The following is a 20,487-nucleotide window of genomic DNA, read 5'->3' as shown; positions in this document are numbered from 1 at the left end:
TATGATTAAGGTCCTGATAATTGATGATGAACATGAAAAACGACGAACAATCACTACCGCGGTCATGCCGGAAAACTATACGGACTCTGTGGAAGTACAACACGCTTCTGACGCTCTCTCAGCCAAGAAGTTAATAAAATCAACTAGGTACGACTTGATCATATTAGATATAAACCTTCCTAAAAGGCCAGAATCATCGGTATCACAAGATGGTGGGTTAGAAGTCCTAAGCTATATCAAAAATAATCACTCGGCTAATGCTCCGGCTTATCTAGTAGGTCTGACAGCTTACGAAGTTTCAGAATCCTTAGCTGAGGAAGAGTTTTCCTCTCCACTCTGGAAACTGGTGAGATTTTCATACCAGGACACGAAGTGGCGTGAGTCCTTAGAGAACGCCGTTTTATACCTTTTGGAGCAGAAGAAGCCTCCTTTTTTTAATGACGGTCACAACTATCATATTGATCTTGCAATTATTACTGGGCTAGAGGAGGAGCTTGATAAGATCTTAGCGCTTCCCGGACAGTGGCAGCAGATTCATGTGCCTTACGACGCCACTCCGTACTTTCATGGCACTTTCCAACAAGGGGGTAAGAAGCTGAGCGTAATTGCGGCATCGGCTCCCCAAATGGGAATGCCGTCCTCCGCTGTTCTTACATCAAAGTTGATTCATAATTTTAGACCGAAAACCGTGTGTATGGCGGGTATATGCGCCGGTGTTAGAGATAAATCTGAGCTCGGTGATATCCTGATCGCAGACCCGTGCTTTGACTGGGGGTCTGGGAAGTGGTCGTTCGACAAGGATCAGAATCGCGTTCGATTTAAGCCCGCTCAGTATCAATTTCGTTTAGATGAAACTTTGCGTGCTAACGCAAAAGAGCTATCAAGGGATAAGAACCTGATTGAAGATATCTATAACAAATATACCGGGAACAAACCAGAAACCCCACCGAGTGTATTAATAGACGCTATGGCGAGTGGGGCGTCCGTATTACAGGCTAAGGAGCTAGTCGATGACGTAAGAGGCTTACATAAAAATTTAGTGGGTATAGAAATGGAATCGTATGCTGTCTTCACAGCAGCGCAGCTCGCCGCTGAACCTAGACCGCGGTGCATTTCGATAAAAGCTGTTTGCGATTTCGGCGACGAAGATAAAGCAGATGATTTTCATGATTATGCAGCCTATGCAAGCTCCGCATTCATTTATCACCTAGCGCTTCGCTTCTTTATCGGTGAAGATCTATAGCAAACAGAGATAGACTTTTTCAAACCCAGCAACCTCAATACGCGCTTGGGCGTAGTCATTGGGAAAGAATGGATAACAAGAAAGCCGGCCGGTTTCCCGGGAGGCTTTCTTCTCTGCTTTTCGAGAGCTTCAAAGTGCGTATTAGGCAGCTGCGAGGTATCCCCCCGCAACCGCCACCACGCCCCCAATCCCCCGACTAAACCGGCTATCCGCCTTCATCATCAAAATACCCAGCCCACGCCCAACCAGCGTGATGGCCAGCGTGGCGATTGAGAAGCCTGCCAGGTAGGCCGCCAGCGTGGCGCCCTCGGGCATTTCCGCACCATGGGCGAAGCCATGAAACAGCATGAACGCGCCAACCAGAGTGCCACCCACAGCCGTCGACAGTTTGGCCAGGGTGGCGATGAGGATACCGGCGACCAGCACGGAGAAGGTAATCCCTGTTTCCACGCCCGGCAGGCTCAGGCCGCCCCAGGCCAGGGCGGCGCCGAATACCATGCCGCCGATCACGAAGGCGGGGGTGGCGTTTTTCATGAGTTTGCTCTGGCGCACGCTCCAGAAGCCGATGGCGGCCATAGCCAGCAAGTGATCCAGGCCTAGCATGGGGTGCAGCAGGCCGCTGGTGAAGCCGCCTTCGGTGTGGCCGGGGTGGGCCATGGCGGTGGCGGAGGCGGTCAGCAGCGCGGCGGCACTGAGCAATTTCGTTACGAGTTTCATATCAATTCTCCCAATTCGTGTATGCGGTATCTCGAAATTCACTGTGTTGCACGAGCCTTAGGTTCTGGTGTGGTGAAGGGCTAGGCGCCCCGGAGCGCAGGAAGCGGGACATACCTACTGGTAGGACCGCTTTTGAGCACCGGAGTAACGACGCCATTCGCCTCACCAGAGCCTCAGGCGGTCTCAGCAGTCTTGTGTGGGCGTCGCTCCGGCAGCATGCCCCGCTCCAGAATGAAGCTGATGATGGTGTCCAGCCCTACCCCGTCGTACAGGTTGGTGAACACGAAGGGGCGTTCGCCGCGCATTTTTTTGCTGTCCCGCTCCATTACGTCCAGGGAGGCGTGTACCTGTTCGGCAATGTCGATCTTGTTGATGATCAGCAGGTCGGATTTGGTGATGCCGGGGCCACCTTTGCGGGGGATCTTGTCGCCGGCGGACACGTCGATCACGTACAGGGTGAGGTCGCTCAGCTCCGGACTGAAGGTGGCGGATAGGTTGTCGCCGCCGGATTCCACCAGCACCAACTCCAGATCCGGATGGCGGCGCTGGAGGTCGTCAATGGCCGCCAGGTTCATAGAGGCATCCTCGCGAATGGCCGTGTGCGGGCAACCGCCAGTTTCCACGCCCAGGATGCGGTCTGCGGCCAGGGCTTCGTGGCGCAGCAGGAAGTCGGCGTCTTCCCGGGTGTAGATGTCGTTGGTGACCACGGCGATGTCGTAGTGGTCCCGCAGGGCGGTGCATAGCTGGCGTAGCAATGCGGTTTTACCAGACCCGACCGGGCCGCCGACGCCTACTCTCAGACAATGTGTCATGGCTGTATCTCCTTGATGTTTTTTATTCAGCTTCTGAAAAGCCGTGAATACTGGGTTTCATGCAGGGCACTGCCGAGCGCGAGGCCCGGCAGGATGGGCCCGAGTTCGTGGTCTTGCCGTGCCAGCGCCTGGTCGGTGGCAATCACCAGGGCCGGGCGCAGTTGTTCGATAATCCGTTGGGCGGCGGTGTGGCCCAGGGGCAAGGCTTTGCAGGCCACCGCCAGCTGGTTTTCCAGCCAGGCCCAGGCAAAGCCCAGCAGGGTTTGCCGCACCGGCACCCGGCGCATCTGGGCGGCCCAGGCAAACAGGGTGATGTAGCCTGGCTCGGCCGGAATCAGGGTTCTCTCCGGCAGCAGGTTGAGGTTGCCCAGCAGGGTTTTAAGGGCACCGCCCAGGCGGGTGTCTTCGTCGCTCAGTTCGGCGGTTTCCCGGGTGGCGTGCAGCCACTGGTTCCAGTGCGCGATGCTGGCGCCGTCGTCGTTCGCCCAGGCGGTTTGCAGCCGGGCCAGTAATGGCAGTTCACACCGGCTCAGGCCGTCTTCCAGTACGCCTTCAATCCACCGGGCCAGTTCCGCTTCGTTGTTCACCCAACCCAGCTCAAAGGCACTTTCCAGGCCCTGGGACCAGGCAAAGGCGCCGATGGGCAAAGCCGGGCTGACCAGCTGCATCAGCCCCAGCAAAGCCAGGTCGCCGCCGGGTTCGCCCTCACCCGCCATGGCTGCGGGCTCAGTGGGTGTGTTTGTGGCCGTGAGCATGGGTATGTCCAGCAGCGTGAGTGTGGTCATGGCTTTTACCGTGCAAGTGCTCATGAGAGTCCGCGTGGGAATGGCCATGGCTATGACCGTGCGAATGGCCCTGGCCGGCCTGGTTGTAGGCTCCGGGTTCCGGGTCGAAGGTGGCGGTGTGGTGCACTACGGTGGCGCCCAGGCGTTCGGCCAGCCCTTCCAATACGTGATCGGGCGGAAAGCGCACGAAGGCGCCCTGCTCGTCTTCACCGATCGCCAGGGTGACGTGGCGGTTGCCCAGGTGGTAACACAAGCGGGCCAACGGCAGGCCGGTTTCTACGCGGGCGGTGACCACACGCTCCTCGGCAGCGCGAATGCGGATGATCTCGCCGGATTTCGCTTCCAGCAGGTCGCCATCTCTCAGCACCGGGCCTCGGTCCAGAAACAGGCCCACGTCCAGGTTGGTTTCGGTGGTGGCCCGCAGGCGGCCGCGAATGCGCAGCTCGTAGGGCAGCACCAGGTTGTCGTGGATTTCGCTGGCGTCTACGTGGGTGATGCGTTTTATCAGTTCCAACATCTGTTCGTTCCTCTCACAGCAGCCTTGAGCTGTCTTGCTTAAAAAGCAGCCTTGAGCTGTCTTGATTAAAAAAGGTGGTAGCGCTGGGCCAGGGGCAGTTCGGTCGCTGGCTCGCAGGTGAGCAATTCGCCATCGGCGTGCACTTCGTAGGTTTGCGGGTCTACGGTCAGGTGCGGGCAGGCGTCGTTCAGTTTCATGTCTTGCTTGCGCACGCTCCGCACGCCTTTGCAGGCGGAGAGCGGGCTGTCCAGCCCCAGTTCTTTGCCAATATTGGCGTCCAGCGCAGCCTGGCTGACAAAACTCAGGCGCGTGGCACTGGCGGCTTTGCCGAAAGCGCCAAACATGGGGCGATAGTGCACCGGCTGCGGCGTGGGGATGGAGGCATTCGGGTCGCCCATGGGGGCGGCGGCAATCATCCCGCCCTTGAGGATGCAGGCCGGCTTCACGCCGAAAAAGGCCGGGCTCCACAACACCAGGTCGGCCAGCTTGCCCACTTCCACCGAGCCCACCTCATGGGCGATGCCGTGGGTGATGGCAGAGTTGATGGTGTACTTGGCGATGTAGCGTTTGGCGCGGAAGTTATCGGCGCCGCGTTCCTGGTCTTCCGGCAGCAGGCCGCGCTGCACTTTCATCTTGTGGGCGGTTTGCCAGGTGCGGCAGATCACCTCGCCCACCCGGCCCATGGCCTGGGAATCCGAGGAGATCATGGAGATCACGCCCATATCGTGCAGGATGTCTTCCGCCGCGATGGTTTCCCGGCGGATGCGGGAATCGGCGAAGGCCACGTCTTCCGGAATGTTCGGGTCCAGGTGGTGGCACACCATCAGCATATCCAGGTGTTCGTCGATGGTGTTCACGGTGTAGGGCCGGGTCGGGTTGGTGGACGACGGCAGTACGTAGTCCTTTGAGCAGGCGGTAATGATGTCCGGGGCGTGGCCGCCGCCGGCGCCTTCGGTGTGGAAGGTGTGAATGCAGCGGCCTTTGAAGGCGGCCAGAGTGTCTTCCACAAAGCCGGATTCGTTCAGGGTGTCGGTGTGGATGGCCACCTGGATGTCGTACTGGTCGGCCACGGTCAGGCAGTTGTCGATGCTGACCGGGGTGGTGCCCCAGTCTTCGTGCAGTTTGAGGCCGATCACGCCGGCTTTTACCTGCAGCTCCAGCGCTTCCGGCAGGCTGGCGTTGCCTTTGCCCAGGAAGCCGATGTTCATGGGCAGGCTGTCCACGGCCTGCAGCATCTTGCCGATGTGCCAGGGGCCCGGAGTACAGGTGGTGGCGTTGGTGCCAGTGGCCGGGCCGGTGCCGCCGCCGAGCATGGTGGTCACGCCGCTCATCAGGGCTTCTTCTACCTGCTGGGGGCAGATGAAGTGGATGTGGGGGTCGATGCCGCCAGCGGTGAGGATTTTGCCTTCGCCGGCGATGATTTCGGTGCCGGGGCCGATGACGATGGTGACGTCTGGCTGGGTGTCCGGGTTGCCGGCTTTGCCGATGGCGGCGATGCGGCCTTTCTGGATGCCCACGTCGGCTTTGACGATGCCCCACCAGTCGAGGATGAGGGCGTTGGTGATGACGGTGTCCATCACTTCGTGGTCGCAGCGCTGGCTCTGGCCCATGCCGTCGCGGATGACTTTGCCGCCGCCGAATTTTACTTCGTCGCCGTAGTGGGTGTGGTCTTCTTCCACTTCAATCCACAACTCGGTGTCGCCCAGGCGGACGCGATCCCCTACGGTGGGGCCGTACATGTCGGCGTAGGCTTGTCTGCTGATTTTCATCTTATTCCTCGTTGTAACCTTTGTGCCCGGCCCGGCGGGGGTTGCCCTTCCGGGAAACGCTCCTTACGGCACATCCATGTGGCGCTTGTTCTCCGGCATCCATGCCTCCGCACATTCCCGGAAGGGCAACCCCCGCCGGACCTCAGACTTAGTTCGTGGAGTCCAAACGCCCCATTACTTCACCCCGGAAGCCATAAATTTCTCGCTTTCCTGCAAACGGAATCAGCGTCACAGACCGGGTCTGGCCGGGTTCAAAGCGAATGGCGGTGCCGGCGGCCACGTCCAGGCGGTAGCCGCGGGCCTTGGCGCGATCGAAGTCCAGGGCGGGGTTGGCTTCGGCGAAGTGGTAGTGGGAGCCGATCTGCACCGGGCGGTCGCCGGTGTTGGCCACGTCCAGCTGGATGCGTTCGCGGCCGGCGCAGAGTTCGATGTCGCCGTCTTTGAGTTGGTATTCACCGGGGGTCATGGCGCGTTCCTCAAACAATCGGGTTGTGGACGGTGACCAGTTTGGTGCCGTCCGGGAAGGTGGCTTCCACCTGGACTTCGTGCACCATGTCGGCGACGCCGTCCATCACGTCTTCGCGGGTGAGGATTTCGGTGCCGGCGCTCATCAGTTCAGCCACGGAGCGGCCGTCGCGGGCGCCTTCCATGATTTCGGCGCTGATCAGGGCCACCGCTTCGGGGTAGTTCAGTTTCAGGCCTTTGGCTTTGCGGCGTTCGGCCAGCAGGGCGGCGGTGAACAGCAGCAGCTTGTCTTTGTCTCTGGGGGTGAGTTCCATGGATGACTCCGTTGTCTCTTATGCGTCAGGTAAGCCAGATTCTGGGTGTGTGGGCCGGTACGCCGGCGAGCAGAGGGCGCAGCAGGTGCCAGGCCTGTTCACACAGGGCCCAGGCTTCGTTGCGTTCGGTGCCCAGGTAGCGCAGGAGCAGCACGCCCCGGCGCCGGGTCACGGCCCAGCGGTTGTGGTCTGGTAACTGTGCTCTCAGCACGTCGATGGCGGCGGCTTCGTCGTCCAGCCCGACCGCCCAGAGCGTGGCCTGCACAGTGGCGCCACCCTGGCCCCAGGGGCCGTTGAACCGGCGGTGTTTCGGGTTCAGCAGCTGGCGCTCCAGCCACAGCGGCTGGCCGTTCAGGCTTAAATGGAAACGCTGTTCCAGTTCGCCGGTGGCAAACGGCAGGTCGCTGGCCGGGCGGCCCAGCGCGAGCACTTCCCAGCCCAGGGTTCGGGCGCCGGTTTCCAGTTCAATGGTGGTGGTTTGCAAACCACGGGAGCCGTCGAAGGCGATGGTTTCCTGGGGCAGGTATTCCAGGATCGCGTCTTTGGCTACCAGCAACCGGGTGTGCTGGCCCCAGGCCACGCCATGGCTGTCGGCCTTGTACAGTTTCGCCGCGGCCGGGGTGGTCAGAAGCGCGTGGCCACCTTCGGCCACAGAGGCTTCGATGCGCAGTTCGTCGCCGCTCACCAGGCCACCCGGGGGATGCAGCAGGTACACATGGCAGCAGCCGGTTTTGCCCTCCGGGTAGAAGGGGCGCTGCACCCGCAGCGGGCCGTGGTGGCGCCGGCGCACCAGCCGGGTTACCGGCGCAGGTTCGCTCTCGGCGCGTGCTTCGAACCCCAGTTCCAGGGCCGCCGCCCAGCGCCGTTCCGTGTCGAAACGGTGGCCGGAGGCGTGGCGGTCGATGGCTTGGTAGGCGGTCATACGGTCAGGTGCTGTTTGATGAGTTCATCGGTCAGCCCGGTAATATCGCCTTCCGCCACACGCCGGCCCCGGTCGAGGATGGCGAAGCGGTCGGCGTATTTGCGGGCAAACGGCAGTTTCTGCTCCACCAGCAGCACAGTCAGGCCGTCTTCTTCAATCAACCGACGAATCACCTCGCCAATCTGGGCCACGATGTTGGGCTGGATGCCCTCCCCCGGCTCGTCGAGGATCAGCAGCCTCGGCTCAATCACCAGCGCCCGGCCAATGGCCAGCTGTTGCTGCTGGCCGCCGGAGAGGTCGCCGCCGCGGCGGTGTTTCATTTCTTTCAGCACCGGGAAGAGTTCGTAGATGCGCTCGGGGATTTGCTTACTGCCATCGGCCCGCACCGCCAGGCCGGTGCGCAGGTTTTCCTCCACGGTAAGCAGTGGGAAAATCTGCCGGCCCTGGGGCACGTAGCCGATGCCCAGGCGGGAGCGGTCCTCGATTTTCTTTTTGGTAAGTTCCACATCCTGGGCAAACTCGATGGCACCGCTTTTCACGGTTTCCTCGCCCATGATGCATTTCATCAGAGTGGTCTTGCCTACGCCGTTGCGGCCCATCACGCAGGTACACTGGCCCTGGGGCACGTCCAGCTCCAGATCCCAGAGAGTGTGGCTTTCGCCGTAGAACTGGTTGAGCTTTTCAATCTTGAGCATCAGGCCTCCTCCCCGAGATACACCTTGATCACGTCCGGGTCGTTGGAGACCTGGTCCATGGTGCCTTCGGCCAGCACACTGCCCTGGTGCAGTACCGTGACTTTGCGGGCGATGGAGCGCACGAAGCCCATGTCGTGCTCTACCACCACCACGGACTGTTTGCCCGCGAGACTGGTGAGCAACTCGGCGGTGCGTTCCATTTCCTGTTCGGTCATGCCGGCCACGGGTTCATCCACCAGCAGCAGCCGGGGTTTCTGCATCAGCAGCATGCCGATCTCCAGCCACTGTTTCTGGCCGTGGGAGAGGATGCCGGCGGGCTTGTCGCGCAGCGCCTGCAAACCGATCATTTCCAGGATTTCGTCAATCCGGTCCCGGTATTCCGCGGTCATGATGGCGGTCAGGGTGGGCAGGATGCGTTTGTCGGCGGCCATGGCCAGTTCGAGGTTTTCGAATACGGTCAGGGCCTCAAACACGGTGGGCTTCTGGAACTTGCGACCAATGCCCAGGGTGGCAATGTCCGGCTCGTTCATGCGCAGCAGGTTGTGGCGGCTGCCGAACCACACCGAGCCGGTATCGGGCCGGGTTTTACCGGTGATGATGTCCATCATGGTGGTTTTGCCCGCCCCGTTGGGACCGATGATGCAACGCAGTTCGCCGTCGTCGATGGTGAGGTTGAGGTTGTTGATGGCCTTGAAGCCATCGAAACTCACACTCACGCCTTCCATGTACAGGATCGGCCCGTGGCGCACGTCGACCGGCGACGCCACGGGGGTGAGAAAATCGAACACCTGGTCCCGGTTAGTGAGTTGTTCAAAGATGCTCATGCGGTGGCCTCCTGAGCGCCGGGTTGGTCATCGTCCTTCTGGCGGCGTTTCTGTAGCAGGCCAGCAATGCCCTTCGGCAGGAACACAGTCACCAGCACGAACAGCGCACCCAGGGCAAACAGCCAGGCGTCCGGCATGATGCCCGTGAACACGGTCTTGGCGTAGTTCACCAGCAAGGCGCCGATCACCGCCCCGTACAGGGTGGCGCGGCCACCCAGGGCCACCCACACCACGATTTCAATAGAGAACAGCGGCGAGAATTCGCTGGGGTTGATGATGCCCACCTGTGGCACATACAACGCGCCGGCCACACCCGCCAGCATGGCGGAGACCACGAACACAAACAGCTGCACCCGCTCCACCCGGTAACCCAGGAACCGGGTACGGGCTTCGGCATCGCGGCAGGCCACGCTGACCCGGCCCAGCTTGCTGGTCACAATGGCACGGCACACGACATAGCCCACCGCCAGCGCGATGCCGGTCGCCAGGAAAAGGCCAAGCCGGGTGGCGTCGCTGCGCAGGTTGAAGCCGAGGATGTCTTTGAAATCGGTCAGGCCATTGTTGCCACCGAAGCCCATCTCGTTGCGGAAGAACGCCAGCATCAACGCAAAGGTGAGTGCCTGGGTGATGATGGAGAGGTACACGCCGGTTACCCGGGAGCGGAAGGCCAGGAAGCCGAACACCAGCGCCAGCAGGCCCGGGGCCAGCAGCACCATGATGAAGGCGAACCAGGCCATATCGAACCCTTGCCAGTACCAGGGCAGCTCCTGCCAGTTCAGGAACACCATGAAGTCCGGCAACACAGGATCGCCATACACGCCGCGATCACCGATCTGGCGCATCAGGTACATGCCCATGGCGTAGCCGCCGAGGGCAAAGAAGGCGCCGTGGCCCAGACTGAGAATGCCCAGATAACCCCACACCAGGTCCACCGCCACCGCCAGCAGGGCGTAGCACAGGTACTTACCCAAAAGGGTAACGGTGTAAGCACTTACATGCAGGGCACTGTCTTCCGGCATATACAGATGCAGGAAGGTAACCACCACCAGGGCGGCGAACAGCACACCAAGGAAAACTTGGGTGGAACGCTCCTGGAAGGGCCGGAGCAGCCAGGTTTGTGATGTCGCCATAACTCAGCCCTCCGCCGCCCGGCCTTTCTGCGGGAATAGCCCGCGTGGCCGCTTTTGAATGAACAGAATGATCAGCACCAGCACCATGATTTTGGCGAGGACCGCACCAGCCCAGGGTTCCAGCAGCTGGTTGATGGTGCCCAGGGAAAGCCCGGCAATGAGGGTGCCCCAGAGATTGCCCACACCACCGAACACCACCACCATGAACGAGTCGATGATGTAGTTCTGGCCCAGGTTGGGGCCAACGTTGGTGATCTGCGACAGGGCCACGCCCGCCAGCCCGGCCACACCGGAGCCCAGGGCGAAGGTCATAATGTCCACTTTGGTGGCTTTAATGCCCATGGAGCGGGCCATGGCCCGGTTCTGGGTAACAGCACGGACTTCCAGACCCAGGCGTGTCTTGCGCATGATCAGCATCAGCCCGGCGAATACCACCAGGGCAAAGCCAATCACGTACAGGCGGTTCAGGGTGAGCGACAACGCCTCGTTCACCATGATCGAGCCGCTCATCCACTCGGGCGTGACCACGCTGCGGTTGAGCGGAGAAATCACCGTACGCACCAGTTGTTGCAGAATCAGGCTGATGCCAAAGGTGGCCAGCAGGGTTTCCAGCGGGCGGCCCTTCAGGTACTGGATAACGCTGCGCTCAATGGCGATGCCCGCCAGCGCCGCCACCAGGAATCCGGCCGGAATCGACAGGATCAGGGCCAGGCCAGGCTGGCCCGGGAACAGTTGCTGCATGCCCCAGGTGGTGTAGGCACCGAGCATGATCAGCTCGCCATGGGCCATGTTGATCACGCCCATCACACCAAAGGTGATGGCGAGGCCAATGGCGGCCAGTACCAGTACCGAGCCGAGGGACAGGCCAAAATACAGGGTTTCGGCAGCGCGGTTGAGTTTCAGTTTCTGCTCAATGCTGGCCAGGGCTTTCTCGGCCGCAGCCGCCAGCGCAGGGTCATCGCTGTTAACGGCATTATTCAGGGCGGCACGCACGGTCGGGTTCAGGCTGCCGGCCAAAGTGGCTACCGCCTCAACATCGCCCTGCTCCACCTGGTAAATGGCCAGGGCATTGGTGAGCATGTCACGCACCTGGCCGTTGTCTTCCACCTGCAAACGGGCCTGCAGCTGGGTGGCCAGCGCTTCATTCACGTCGCCCAGCAGATTGCGCGCGGCATCAAGGCGTTGGCCTGGGTCGGCCACGGTCAGGTCGATAACCGAGAGGATGCCCTCGATGTCGGCCCGCAGGGCGTTGTTCACGCGCAGGCTTTGCAGATCACGGCGCGACATTTCACCCAGGTCTTCGCCGGTCAGGGCGTCGGCGATCTGCCAGTTACGGCCCCGGTTGTTAACCACAATCACCAGGGCACCGGTGTCTTCAATCATCGCGAGTTTGCCGTCGCGAACGGCTTCCAGCCAGCCCCGGGCGCGTTCGTCGCCGGTTTCGGAGAGGGCTTTGAGTAAGTCGGTTTTTTCAGCTTGCCCGGCTTCTACGAGCCGTTTCAGCAGCGCTTCGGGCGCATTCGTCTGCGCCTGGGCATTCGCCAGTGTGGCCCCTAGGGCCAGACAGACAGCCAATACCATCCTGGCGAGCAATCGGTGAATGCTCATGATTCATTCCTGTTGGCTTGGGAATTCGGGAGCGGTGCCGGGCAGGCTCTGACCTGCCCGACGGTGCCCGGTTGGAGCTTAGTTGGAGGCCACGTCAGCCGAGCCACCACCGCACTTGCCGGTGACCACGTTGAAGTTGCCGCAGCGCAGAGGCGCCCGCCAGTCACTGATCAGGTCCTTGGAACCTGGCAGGAAGTCAGACCAGGCATCGCCAGCCACGGTAGACGGGGTTTCCCAGACCACGGAGAACTGGCCGTTGTCCTGGATCTCGCCAATCAGCACCGGCTTGGTGATGTGATGGTTCGGCATCATGGTGGCGTATCCGCCGGTAAGGTTCGGTACGCTCACACCGATGATGGCGTCTTTCACTTCATCCACGTCGGCGGTGCCGGCTTTCTTCACCGCTTCAACGTACATGTTGAAACCGATGTAGTGGGCTTCCATCGGGTCGTTGGTGACGGCGGCATCGTCGCCCTTGTAGGCAACCCAGGCGTCGATGAAGTCGTAGTTGGCGTCGTTATCCACGCTCATGAAGTAGTTCCAGGCAGCCAGGTGGCCAACCAGCGGAGCGGTGTCGATGCCGGAGAGTTCCTGTTCACCCACGGAGAACGCAACCACGGGAATGTCGGTGGCGGAAATGCCCTGGTTGCCCAGTTCACGGTAGAAGGGCACGTTGGCGTCGCCGTTGATGGTGGAGACCACGGCGGTCTTCTTGCCGGCGCTGCCGAATTTCTTGATGTCAGACACGATGGTCTGCCAGTCAGAGTGGCCGAAAGGCGTGTAGTTGATCATGATGTCGCCGGCGGCCACACCTTTGTCTTTCAGGTAGGTTTCCAGAATCTTGTTGGTGGTGCGTGGGTAAACGTAGTCGGTGCCCGCCAGCACCCAGCGCTCAACACCCAGATCGTTCATCAGGTAATCAACCGCTGGAATCGCCTGCTGGTTGGGCGCCGCACCGGTGTAGAACACGTTTTCAGATGATTCCTCACCCTCGTACTGAACCGGGTAGAACAACAGGCCGTTCAGCTCCTCAACCACTGGCAATACGGATTTACGGGACACCGAGGTCCAGTTACCGAAGATCACGTCGACCTTTTCTTTCTCCAGCAGCTCACGGGCTTTCTCCGCGAACAGCGGCCAGTTGGAAGCGGGGTCAACCACCACCGGCTCCAGCTGGCGGCCAAGTACGCCACCGGCGGCGTTCTGCTTTTCAATCAGCATCAGCATGGTGTCTTTCAGCGCGGTTTCACTGATGGCCATGGTGCCGGACAGGGAATGGAGAATACCCACCTTGATGGGGTCTTCGGCGGCAAACGCGGTATTGATGGAACCGAAAGAGACAGACAGCGCCAATGCAGAGAGGCCCAGTTTCACGTGTTTTTTGATGCTCATGTTGTGCGTCCTTTTCGTTGGGTTATGAGTCGTCAACGCCTGAACCCCATAGCATCAGCTGTTCCAACACCACAGAAAATACTTTAAAAACATCATGTTATATATTGTTCATCGCGCATTTCGTAATCGCGCCACAAGATAGCGCACTAACCTTTGCTTCAATTTAGTGCACTGGGCAACCAAGCGCGCTGTTTGTGTGCACGACGCTCGCAGCACCCAAACCATGAACCCAAATTCACCGAAATACTCACAACAATGTAAGACATCTCGCACACACCAACGAGCCGATGTCCGGTATTTCCCCCACTCATGTTCAGTAAAATGGCGGTTGTCAGGGATGATAAGCCAGCACGGACGTTGGCTCAGGGATGGAAACTCCACGGATTCAGGAGTTGCCCGAAGGACAGGGCTGCAAGGATGAATGCAAGGACGAAGTGCTCAGGATGATGCGCGCCTGACGGATCAGGCAGGGGTCAGCCACGGAATGTCGGGACTACACGGATCGTAGTCCCATTCCGTGCACTCAGGCTCCAACACCTACCTACCGCCCTACCAGCAACCACTCGCTGTCATACCTGACTGTTCATAACAACATTATCGACACTCAGGAGTTCTCCGATGAAACACAACACCCTTCTGGCAACCCTCGTTTTGCTGTTCAGCCTGGCCACCGGCTTTGCCTACGCCAACGAAGCTGAAACCATCAATATCAATACAGCCGATGTAGCTACCCTGGCCTCGCTGAACGGTATTGGCGAAGCCAAGGCACAGGCGATCATCACTTACCGCGAAGAAAACGGCCCGTTTTCCGCCACCGAAGAGCTTGCCAAGGTGAAAGGTATTGGTGCCCGTACGGTTGAGAAGAATGCCGAGCGGCTCGCCGTAGAGTAAGACCCTGTCGGGCAGCCCCGGCTGCCCTTCCCTGCCCCTCTGGCGCAGCCATGCTGCCGCTGCTACCCTTGCCGGCCAACCCACACCAATCCGGCAGATTCAGATGATTCAAGGCGCCCTTTTGATTGCCCTGGCCGCGCTGCTCTGGGCCACCACAGGCATTGTTGCCAAGTTTCTGTTTACCGGCACAGAGCTTGAGGCCATCACCCTCGGTTTTCTTCGGCTGGTGGTTGCCCTGCCCTTCTTCTGGCTGCTGATGCGCCGGGAGCAGAAGCAACTGGTTGCCACCCACCCCGGCCAGCAGGTTGCCGGCAGCTCGCTCCGTTCGCTGGACCTGAAAGCCTTTCTGCCATTGGCCGCTCTTGGCCTGTTCCAGGCGTTTTACCAGGGCAGCTACCTGCTGGCCGTCGACCTGACCGGCGCTGGCATTGCCACCCTGATTTCCCTGTGCCTGCCGCCCGTCCTGGTGGCCATTCTGGCCGCGCCGCTGCTCGGGGAAAAACCGAACCTGCTGACGGTCATCGCAGCACTCGCCGCCATTGCCGGCACCGGCATGCTGGTGGTCAGCGATATGGATACCGCCGGTTCACTGCGCCTTGCAGGTATTCTGATGGCGTTGCTGGCTGCCGCCGTCTATACCGGCTTCACACTGACCAGCCGCTACAACTCTGCCGGCACACCGGTATTCACAACAGCGTTTATCTGCTTTGCCACGGCAGCGTTACTGCTGTTGCCGGTGGTTGCATTCAGTGGAGGTTTTGAAGGGCTGGACACTCTCGGGCTGAAGCACTGGCTGATGATTGTCTACATCGGCGTGGTGCCCACCTGCATCGGCTATGTGAGCTTTTTTAGCGGTATGAAAACCACACCAGCAACCTTGTCCAGCATTATCGTAACGCTGGAGCCGCTGTTTGTGGCGCTGCTGGCCTGGGTGATTCTGGGGGAAGTGTTGGGGCCTGTCGGTATTGCCGGAGCACTGATTCTGACCATTGCGGTGATCGTGGCCTCCCGCTATGGCAAATCCCCGGATACCAGTGCCGAGCACTGATACCGGGGCTACCGCTGGTTAACCCGCGCAGAGATCAGCTGTCTTTGCGCTGTTTTTCCAGCATGTTCGGCTGCAGGATTTCAATCCAGTAGCCGTCCGGGTCTTTGATAAAGGCCAGGCCTTTCATCTTGCCGTCGTCCGGCTTCTTCACAAACTCCACACCCAGTTTTTCGAAACGCTCGCACGCGGCGTAAACATCCGGCACTGCAACACCGATGTGGCCAAAGCCCTGGGGCTGGTCGTTGCCATTGTGGTAAGCGAAGTCTGCATCGTCTTCGGTACCCCAGTTGTGGGTGAGTTCCAGCATGGCTTCGCGCCCGAAGGTGTAGGTTGTGCGATGGGCATCGTCTGCCGGTACAGATTGGGCCTGTTTGTCATCCAGATAGCCGAGGAAGTAGAGCGTGAACTTCATTTCCGGGAAATCCAGTTTACGCACCAGCCGCATCCCCATTACCCGGGTGTAGAAGTCCAGGGAGCGCTCAGGCTCTTTGATGCGCATCATGGTCTGGTTGAACACATAACCTTCGGTTTCCGGTACCGGAGCGTCGTAAAGACCGGGCGCCTGCTCGAAATGCTTGGGCATCGTGGTTTCCCCTTTGGTTTAGAGGGTGATTTTAAGAATTCAACTCCTATCACTGCGTGCGGCTGGCGCCGATTTCAAGGTCATAGACCGCTCCCATGCGACCAGCCGGTTTGTGAAACAGCGCACAGATACCCGCGCCCTCCCCGCCTTGAAAGTACACCTGCACAACAAATAACCGCCCGCCTTGCAAAAGGCACCAGCGCGGGCTCCGGCAAAGACGGGCTGTCCATTCACGATGTCGAGTTCCGGGCGGACATTGATATGCCGGTTTTCAAGATTGGCGGCACCAGTATCGGTACGGTGCAGTTTACCGATTTTGCCATTGCCGACACCACCATGATGGTTTACGGACACTGACAGAGCCTCGCGTGGCACCGTTCACTGGACAATGCCCACGCCGGTCAGGGTAAACTGCCTGCCCTGATACGGCGGGCGAGCAATGGCAAGCGAGACTGACGGCGATTACCAGAAACGGACCTCCTGGCGCAGGCTGACGCTGTTCAGCCTGGTCTTCCTGCTGATGACCGGCGCAGGCCTCTATGCCGTATACGACCGCTTTGCCGGCCGCAGTTTCGAGTTTGATAACCGCCTGCTCTCCCCCACCTTATTGATCCCGGCCGCGGCCCTGTTACTGGTGTATTACTTGGCCGATGGCCTGCGCCTGCACTACACCCTTCGGGCGCTCGGCCACCGGCTGCCCTTGCGCAAAGTATTCCGGCTGGTGTTTATCAACCTGTTTTTCTCCAACGTCACGCCCATGGCCACGGGTGGTGGCTTTGCCCAGATCTGGTACCTGACCCGCCACGGCGTGCCGGTTGCCCGCGCCACTGCCGCCACCACGATTCGCACGGTACTGGCGGTGATCTTCATTTTCTCCCTGACACCGGTCTTTCTGCTCACGCTGGATGTACTCGATGGCGGGGTCTTATCGTCTGGTGTCGGCACGGCCCTGGCCGTGTTCGTAACCCTGTATCTGGGATTTTTTGCGGTGCTGCTGCTCCGCACCCGCTGGCTGATTGCCCCTCTGAGCGCCCTGATTGCCGGGCTTCGCAAGGCCCACCTGATCAACGCCAGCCGCCACGACCGGTGGCAGTTCAAACTGCGCCGGGAAATGCTCCGGTTTGCCCAGTGCTTCAGCGATTACCTGCAAGGTAACCCCCGCGACATCCTGCTCTCGGTGGGCTTTACCGCGCTGTTCCTGCTCAGCCTGTTCAGCTTTCCGGCGCTGCTGATCCATGGTCTGGGCTATGAGGTGAATTACCTGGTCACTCTGGGGCTGCTGGTGGTGACAACCTTCATCATGTACTTCTCACCCACCCCGGGCGCTTCCGGCATTTCCGAAGGGGTGTTCGGCAGTTTCTTCCGGGATATCCTATCGGGTAACCACCTGGTGCTGGTCACCATTGCCTGGCGCTTTCTGACGATCTACCTGGGTATGCTGATCGGCCTGCTGGTGATGCAAAGGGAACTGATCAAAAGCCACCGGAGCGAGTCATGACCCGACGAAACCCGCTGAAACTCCTGTTTTACCTGTGCCTGGTAATTGTCGTGGCCTTGATCGGCTACAAGGTGTACCTGAATTTCTTCAAGCAGGATTTCGAAGCCCTGCACAGCGGGCAGGTGGAGAGAATCCACCAGCGCACACCACCCGGCGAAGGTATCCGCTTTGCAGTAGTCGGCAACATCAACAATTCGGTCGGCATTTTCGAGCGGCGCTTTATTCCGGAACTGAACCAGGCCGGGCTGGATTTCCTGGTTTCCGCCGGCAACGCGGTCAGCGGCGGTGGCGAAGACAAATACCGGGCGCTGTACGGCACCCTGAGCCACCTGGAGATTCCCTACTTACTTACCTTCGGGGCCCACGAATACGAGGACTTCGGCAGCTTCCGGTTCTACGACCACTTCGGGCCACATTTCTACAGCATCCGTACCGGCAATACCCGGCTGATTTTTCTCGACAGCACCGGCAAAACCCCCTGGCGCTGGCAAATACGCTGGCTGAGGGACCTGCTGGCCCACGACACCAGTAACGCCCAGATCCTGTTTGTTGGCCATCCGCTGTTGAAACCGCAAACCCCGATCCTGTTTGACGGAGAAGAAGACTACTTGCAACCGGAAGCCTTTCGCCAGGCGTTGATGCAGCTGGTGAAGGAGCAGGATATCGACCTGGTGCTTTCCGCCAACCTGTCCCTGTATGACGAACAGGAGATTGACGGCACTCCGTACATCACGACCGGCGGCGCCGGAGGCCTGGTACTCAACACAGAAGAGAGCTTCTACCACTACGTTGACGTGTCCGTCTCGCCGAACGGCGAGGTGCAACACCAGATGAAGCGCCTAGAGGTGGGCCAGCACCCCCTCTGGAAACGGCTGGAAGGTTTCTGGTTCTTTATCTACTCCCTGTTCTATACCGGCTTTTTGAACTTCATCCTGATTGTGTCCGTGTTTGTGGCCATCACCATCAAGCTGTACCAGGTGATCTTCATCGGCAAAGACTACTATCCGGACTACGACCTGGACCCTACGCCCTGGCTGGAGAAACCGTTACGGGTGGCCATGTTTACCAACAACTACCTGCCGTTCATTGGCGGTGTGCCGATTTCCATCGAACGATTGCGCAACGGGCTGGAGCAGCTGGGCGACAGCATCCTGGTTGTTGCCCCAAAATACCGCGACCAGTCCGACCAGGAAGATGCGGTGGTTCGCGTGCCCTCGCTGCTGGCCATGGGCGAGAAACGGGAGTTCCGGCTGGCCAATATCTTCCTGGCCCGCATTCGCAAACAGGTTCGGGCGTTCCGGCCTGATGTGATTCACCTGCATCATCCGTTCTGGCTCGGCAGCCTGGGGCTGTTTATGGCCCGCCAGCTCGGCGTTCCGGCCATCTACACCTACCACACCCGGCTGGAGCACTATGCCCACTTCGTGCCCCTGCCCGGCATGCTGTTCCGCAACCTGATTTCCCACGCGTTGATCAAGCGTTTTGCTAACCGCTGCGACGGGGTGATTGTGCCCACCTACTCCACCGAGGAATACCTGCGCATGATCGGAGTAACCACGCCCACCTTTGTGCAGCCCACCGGCATCGAGTACCAGCGCTTTCAGTCGGTAGAAAAAGCCGACGTTGACGCCCTGCGCAATAAACTGGGGCTGACCAACGAAAAGGTTTTCATCAGCGTGGCGCGGTTGTCTAACGAGAAAAACATCGATTTCATGATTGAAGCCATCGACCGGCTGAGGAAAGAAACCAGCGTACCGTTCCGCTTCCTGATGATCGGCGACGGTCACCAGCGGGACCGCCTTCAGAAAAAAATTGAAAGCCTGGGCCTGGCAAGCCATTTCACCCTGGCAGGTGCGGTGCAACCGGAGGAGATGGCGCTCTGGTATAACCTGGGGGATGCCTTTCTGTTCGCCTCCAAATCCGAAACCCAGGGCATGGTCATCCTGGAGGCCATGTCTGCCGGCTTGCCGGTGGTGGCTGTTCGCGCCAGTGGCATTGAAGACGTGGTGCGCGACGGCCTGAACGGCTACAAGACACCGGAAAACCAGGCTCGCTGGCTCGAGAAGGCCCGGCAACTGCTGGAAGATGACGCACTGCGTGCAGAACTCTCCGACAAGGCCCGCAGCTTTGCCGCAGACTACTCCATCGAACAGTTTGCCCGGGATGTCCGTGGCATTTACGCCACCAGCCTGGCGGCCAGGCAAAAGCGACACTGACCTGCCCACCCCGGTGTTGGGCGCAGCCGCCTGATCGGTTTACACTGAAAGTACGTAAGCGGTATCAGCAACGTCACTTTCAAGACTGGAGAAGCCTGTGAGCGGTATACCTGTTGGCATCAGCACCTGCCTGCTCGGCAAGGAAGTTCGCCACGATGGCGGCCATAAACATTCCCGATACTGCACCCAGGTGCTGTCTAAGCATTTCGAGTTCTGTTCTATCTGCCCGGAGCTGGAAGTGGGCCTTGGCGTGCCCCGCCCGGCCATTCACCTGCGCGAGCACGAAGACGGGCTGCACCTGATTGAAAGCAAAGGCACCAAAGACCACACACAACCCATGCAGGACTTCATCCAGCAGGTTTTGCCCTCCCTGGAGAATCTGCGCGGCTATATCCTGATGGCGAAATCCCCCAGCTGCGGCATGGAGCGCATCAAGATCCATAACGCCGAGGGCGCCTTCATGCATCGCGATGGTCGGGGCATGTTCGCGGATGCCCTGATGAAAGCCTACCCGCTGATGCCGGTGGAAGAAGAGGGCCGCCTGCACGACGACATGCTGCGGGAAAACTTTATCGAGCGTGTGTTCGCCTACGACGACTGGATGCAGAACGTGGCCGGCGACCAGCTCACCAAGCAGTCACTGCTGGAGTTCCACCAGCGCCACAAGTTCACCCTGCTGGCACATTCTGAAAAGATCTACCGCCAGTTGGGGCCGATGCTGGCCGATTTGAAATCCGAGCCGCTGGCGCAGATTGCCGAGCGCTATATTCACGGCTTTATGGAAGCCATGACCCAGAAAGTGAGCCGGGGCTCCCACGTGAATGCCATGCAGCATTTGCTGGGCTACCTGAAAGACGGTATGTCCGCCGAAGAGAAAACGGTGCTGCTGGAGCAGATTGAAGCCTACCGGCGCGGCGAGATCCCGCTGGTGGTGCCGATGACGCTGCTGCGCCTGGCCCAGCGCAAGGAGCCGGTGGACTACCTGCACACCCAGAAATACCTGACCCCCTACCCGGACGAGCTGGGGCTGCGAAACAACGTATAACCGGTTTCCGCAA

General features: G+C 59.8%; 20 protein-coding genes. 6 read left to right on the top strand and 14 right to left on the bottom strand.

What is annotated here, in order from left to right:
- The first annotated feature begins 1 nt into the window (after nucleotide 1).
- The gene (locus B9Q17_RS01190; RefSeq protein WP_094623776.1) at nucleotides 2–1,243 is read left to right on the top strand and encodes a phosphorylase family protein; all 1,242 of its coding nucleotides are present in this window, start codon (nucleotides 2–4) and stop codon (nucleotides 1,241–1,243) included.
- Between the two features lie 141 nt (nucleotides 1,244–1,384).
- Here B9Q17_RS01190 and B9Q17_RS01185 read toward each other — a convergent pair whose 3' ends face one another.
- The 13 genes from B9Q17_RS01185 to urtA form a co-directional block, all read right to left on the bottom strand.
- Complete coding sequence (locus B9Q17_RS01185; RefSeq protein WP_094623775.1) at nucleotides 1,385–1,960, bottom strand: HupE/UreJ family protein; 576 nt, start codon at nucleotides 1,958–1,960, stop codon at nucleotides 1,385–1,387.
- A gap of 173 nt (nucleotides 1,961–2,133) precedes the next feature.
- Nucleotides 2,134–2,772 carry an urease accessory protein UreG gene (gene ureG / locus B9Q17_RS01180; protein ID WP_094623774.1) on the bottom strand — a complete coding sequence of 213 codons (639 nt, stop codon included), beginning with the start codon at nucleotides 2,770–2,772 and terminating at the stop codon, nucleotides 2,134–2,136.
- Between the two features lie 26 nt (nucleotides 2,773–2,798).
- Entirely contained in the window at nucleotides 2,799–3,527 is a 729-nt protein-coding gene (locus B9Q17_RS01175) for an urease accessory protein UreF (protein WP_094623773.1), read from the bottom strand.
- Nucleotides 3,499–4,074 carry an urease accessory protein UreE gene (ureE, locus tag B9Q17_RS01170; RefSeq protein WP_094623772.1) on the bottom strand — a complete coding sequence of 192 codons (576 nt, stop codon included), beginning with the start codon at nucleotides 4,072–4,074 and terminating at the stop codon, nucleotides 3,499–3,501. The genes B9Q17_RS01175 and ureE overlap by 29 nt, the downstream gene beginning before the upstream one ends.
- A 65-nt stretch (nucleotides 4,075–4,139) precedes the next feature.
- Nucleotides 4,140–5,843, bottom strand: a complete 1,704-nt coding sequence (gene ureC, locus B9Q17_RS01165; RefSeq protein WP_094623771.1) for an urease subunit alpha — start codon at nucleotides 5,841–5,843, stop codon at nucleotides 4,140–4,142.
- Nucleotides 5,844–5,991: 148 nt separating this feature from the next.
- Nucleotides 5,992–6,309, bottom strand: a complete 318-nt coding sequence (locus tag B9Q17_RS01160; RefSeq protein WP_094623770.1) for an urease subunit beta — start codon at nucleotides 6,307–6,309, stop codon at nucleotides 5,992–5,994.
- A 10-nt stretch (nucleotides 6,310–6,319) separates the two neighbouring features.
- The gene (gene ureA, locus B9Q17_RS01155; RefSeq protein WP_094623769.1) at nucleotides 6,320–6,622 is read right to left on the bottom strand and encodes an urease subunit gamma; all 303 of its coding nucleotides are present in this window, start codon (nucleotides 6,620–6,622) and stop codon (nucleotides 6,320–6,322) included.
- A gap of 25 nt (nucleotides 6,623–6,647) precedes the next feature.
- Nucleotides 6,648–7,544 (bottom strand): urease accessory protein UreD, encoded by an 897-nt coding sequence (locus tag B9Q17_RS01150; RefSeq protein WP_094623768.1) that lies wholly within the window; start codon nucleotides 7,542–7,544, stop codon nucleotides 6,648–6,650.
- Complete coding sequence (gene urtE / locus B9Q17_RS01145; RefSeq protein ID WP_094623767.1) at nucleotides 7,541–8,239, bottom strand: urea ABC transporter ATP-binding subunit UrtE; 699 nt, start codon at nucleotides 8,237–8,239, stop codon at nucleotides 7,541–7,543. The genes B9Q17_RS01150 and urtE overlap by 4 nt, the downstream gene beginning before the upstream one ends.
- Nucleotides 8,239–9,063 carry an urea ABC transporter ATP-binding protein UrtD gene (gene urtD / locus B9Q17_RS01140; protein WP_022989771.1) on the bottom strand — a complete coding sequence of 275 codons (825 nt, stop codon included), beginning with the start codon at nucleotides 9,061–9,063 and terminating at the stop codon, nucleotides 8,239–8,241. The genes urtE and urtD overlap by 1 nt, the downstream gene beginning before the upstream one ends.
- Nucleotides 9,060–10,193 (bottom strand): urea ABC transporter permease subunit UrtC, encoded by a 1,134-nt coding sequence (gene urtC / locus B9Q17_RS01135; protein WP_094623766.1) that lies wholly within the window; start codon nucleotides 10,191–10,193, stop codon nucleotides 9,060–9,062. The genes urtD and urtC overlap by 4 nt, the downstream gene beginning before the upstream one ends.
- Nucleotides 10,194–10,196: 3 nt before the next feature.
- Nucleotides 10,197–11,801 (bottom strand): urea ABC transporter permease subunit UrtB, encoded by a 1,605-nt coding sequence (gene urtB, locus B9Q17_RS01130; RefSeq protein ID WP_094623765.1) that lies wholly within the window; start codon nucleotides 11,799–11,801, stop codon nucleotides 10,197–10,199.
- Nucleotides 11,802–11,879: 78 nt separating this feature from the next.
- Complete coding sequence (gene urtA / locus B9Q17_RS01125; RefSeq protein ID WP_058341621.1) at nucleotides 11,880–13,193, bottom strand: urea ABC transporter substrate-binding protein; 1,314 nt, start codon at nucleotides 13,191–13,193, stop codon at nucleotides 11,880–11,882.
- 618 nt (nucleotides 13,194–13,811) lie between these two features.
- Here urtA and B9Q17_RS01120 point away from each other — a divergent pair.
- Both B9Q17_RS01120 and B9Q17_RS01115 read left to right on the top strand, forming a co-directional pair.
- A complete protein-coding gene (locus B9Q17_RS01120) occupies nucleotides 13,812–14,084 on the top strand; it encodes a ComEA family DNA-binding protein (RefSeq protein ID WP_094623764.1) in 273 nt (90 codons plus the stop codon).
- A 103-nt stretch (nucleotides 14,085–14,187) separates the two neighbouring features.
- A complete protein-coding gene (locus B9Q17_RS01115) occupies nucleotides 14,188–15,132 on the top strand; it encodes a DMT family transporter (RefSeq protein ID WP_094623763.1) in 945 nt (314 codons plus the stop codon).
- Nucleotides 15,133–15,166: 34 nt separating this feature from the next.
- On the opposite strand, the gene gloA is transcribed toward B9Q17_RS01115, so the two are convergent.
- On the bottom strand, nucleotides 15,167–15,715 hold the full coding sequence (gene gloA / locus B9Q17_RS01110) for a lactoylglutathione lyase (RefSeq protein ID WP_022989764.1): 549 nt from the start codon (nucleotides 15,713–15,715) through the stop codon (nucleotides 15,167–15,169).
- A gap of 439 nt (nucleotides 15,716–16,154) precedes the next feature.
- On the opposite strand from gloA, the gene B9Q17_RS01105 reads away from it, so the two are divergent.
- The 3 genes from B9Q17_RS01105 (at nucleotide 16,155) to B9Q17_RS01095 (ending at nucleotide 20,474) form a co-directional block, all read left to right on the top strand.
- A complete protein-coding gene (locus B9Q17_RS01105) occupies nucleotides 16,155–17,213 on the top strand; it encodes a lysylphosphatidylglycerol synthase transmembrane domain-containing protein (RefSeq protein ID WP_094623762.1) in 1,059 nt (352 codons plus the stop codon).
- Entirely contained in the window at nucleotides 17,210–19,429 is a 2,220-nt protein-coding gene (locus tag B9Q17_RS01100; RefSeq protein WP_094623761.1) for a glycosyltransferase, read from the top strand. Before B9Q17_RS01105 ends, B9Q17_RS01100 begins: the two co-directional genes overlap by 4 nt.
- Nucleotides 19,430–19,526: 97 nt before the next feature.
- Nucleotides 19,527–20,474, top strand: coding sequence for a YbgA family protein (locus B9Q17_RS01095; RefSeq protein WP_094623760.1), 948 nt, complete (start codon nucleotides 19,527–19,529; stop codon nucleotides 20,472–20,474).
- Nucleotides 20,475–20,487: the final 13 nt, after the last annotated feature.

This window comes from Marinobacter vinifirmus (genome assembly GCF_002258215.1).
GTDB lineage: Bacteria > Pseudomonadota > Gammaproteobacteria > Pseudomonadales > Oleiphilaceae > Marinobacter > Marinobacter vinifirmus.
The sequence above is the reverse complement of the archived record's forward strand: the minus strand, read 5'-3'. Positions and strand labels throughout refer to the sequence as shown.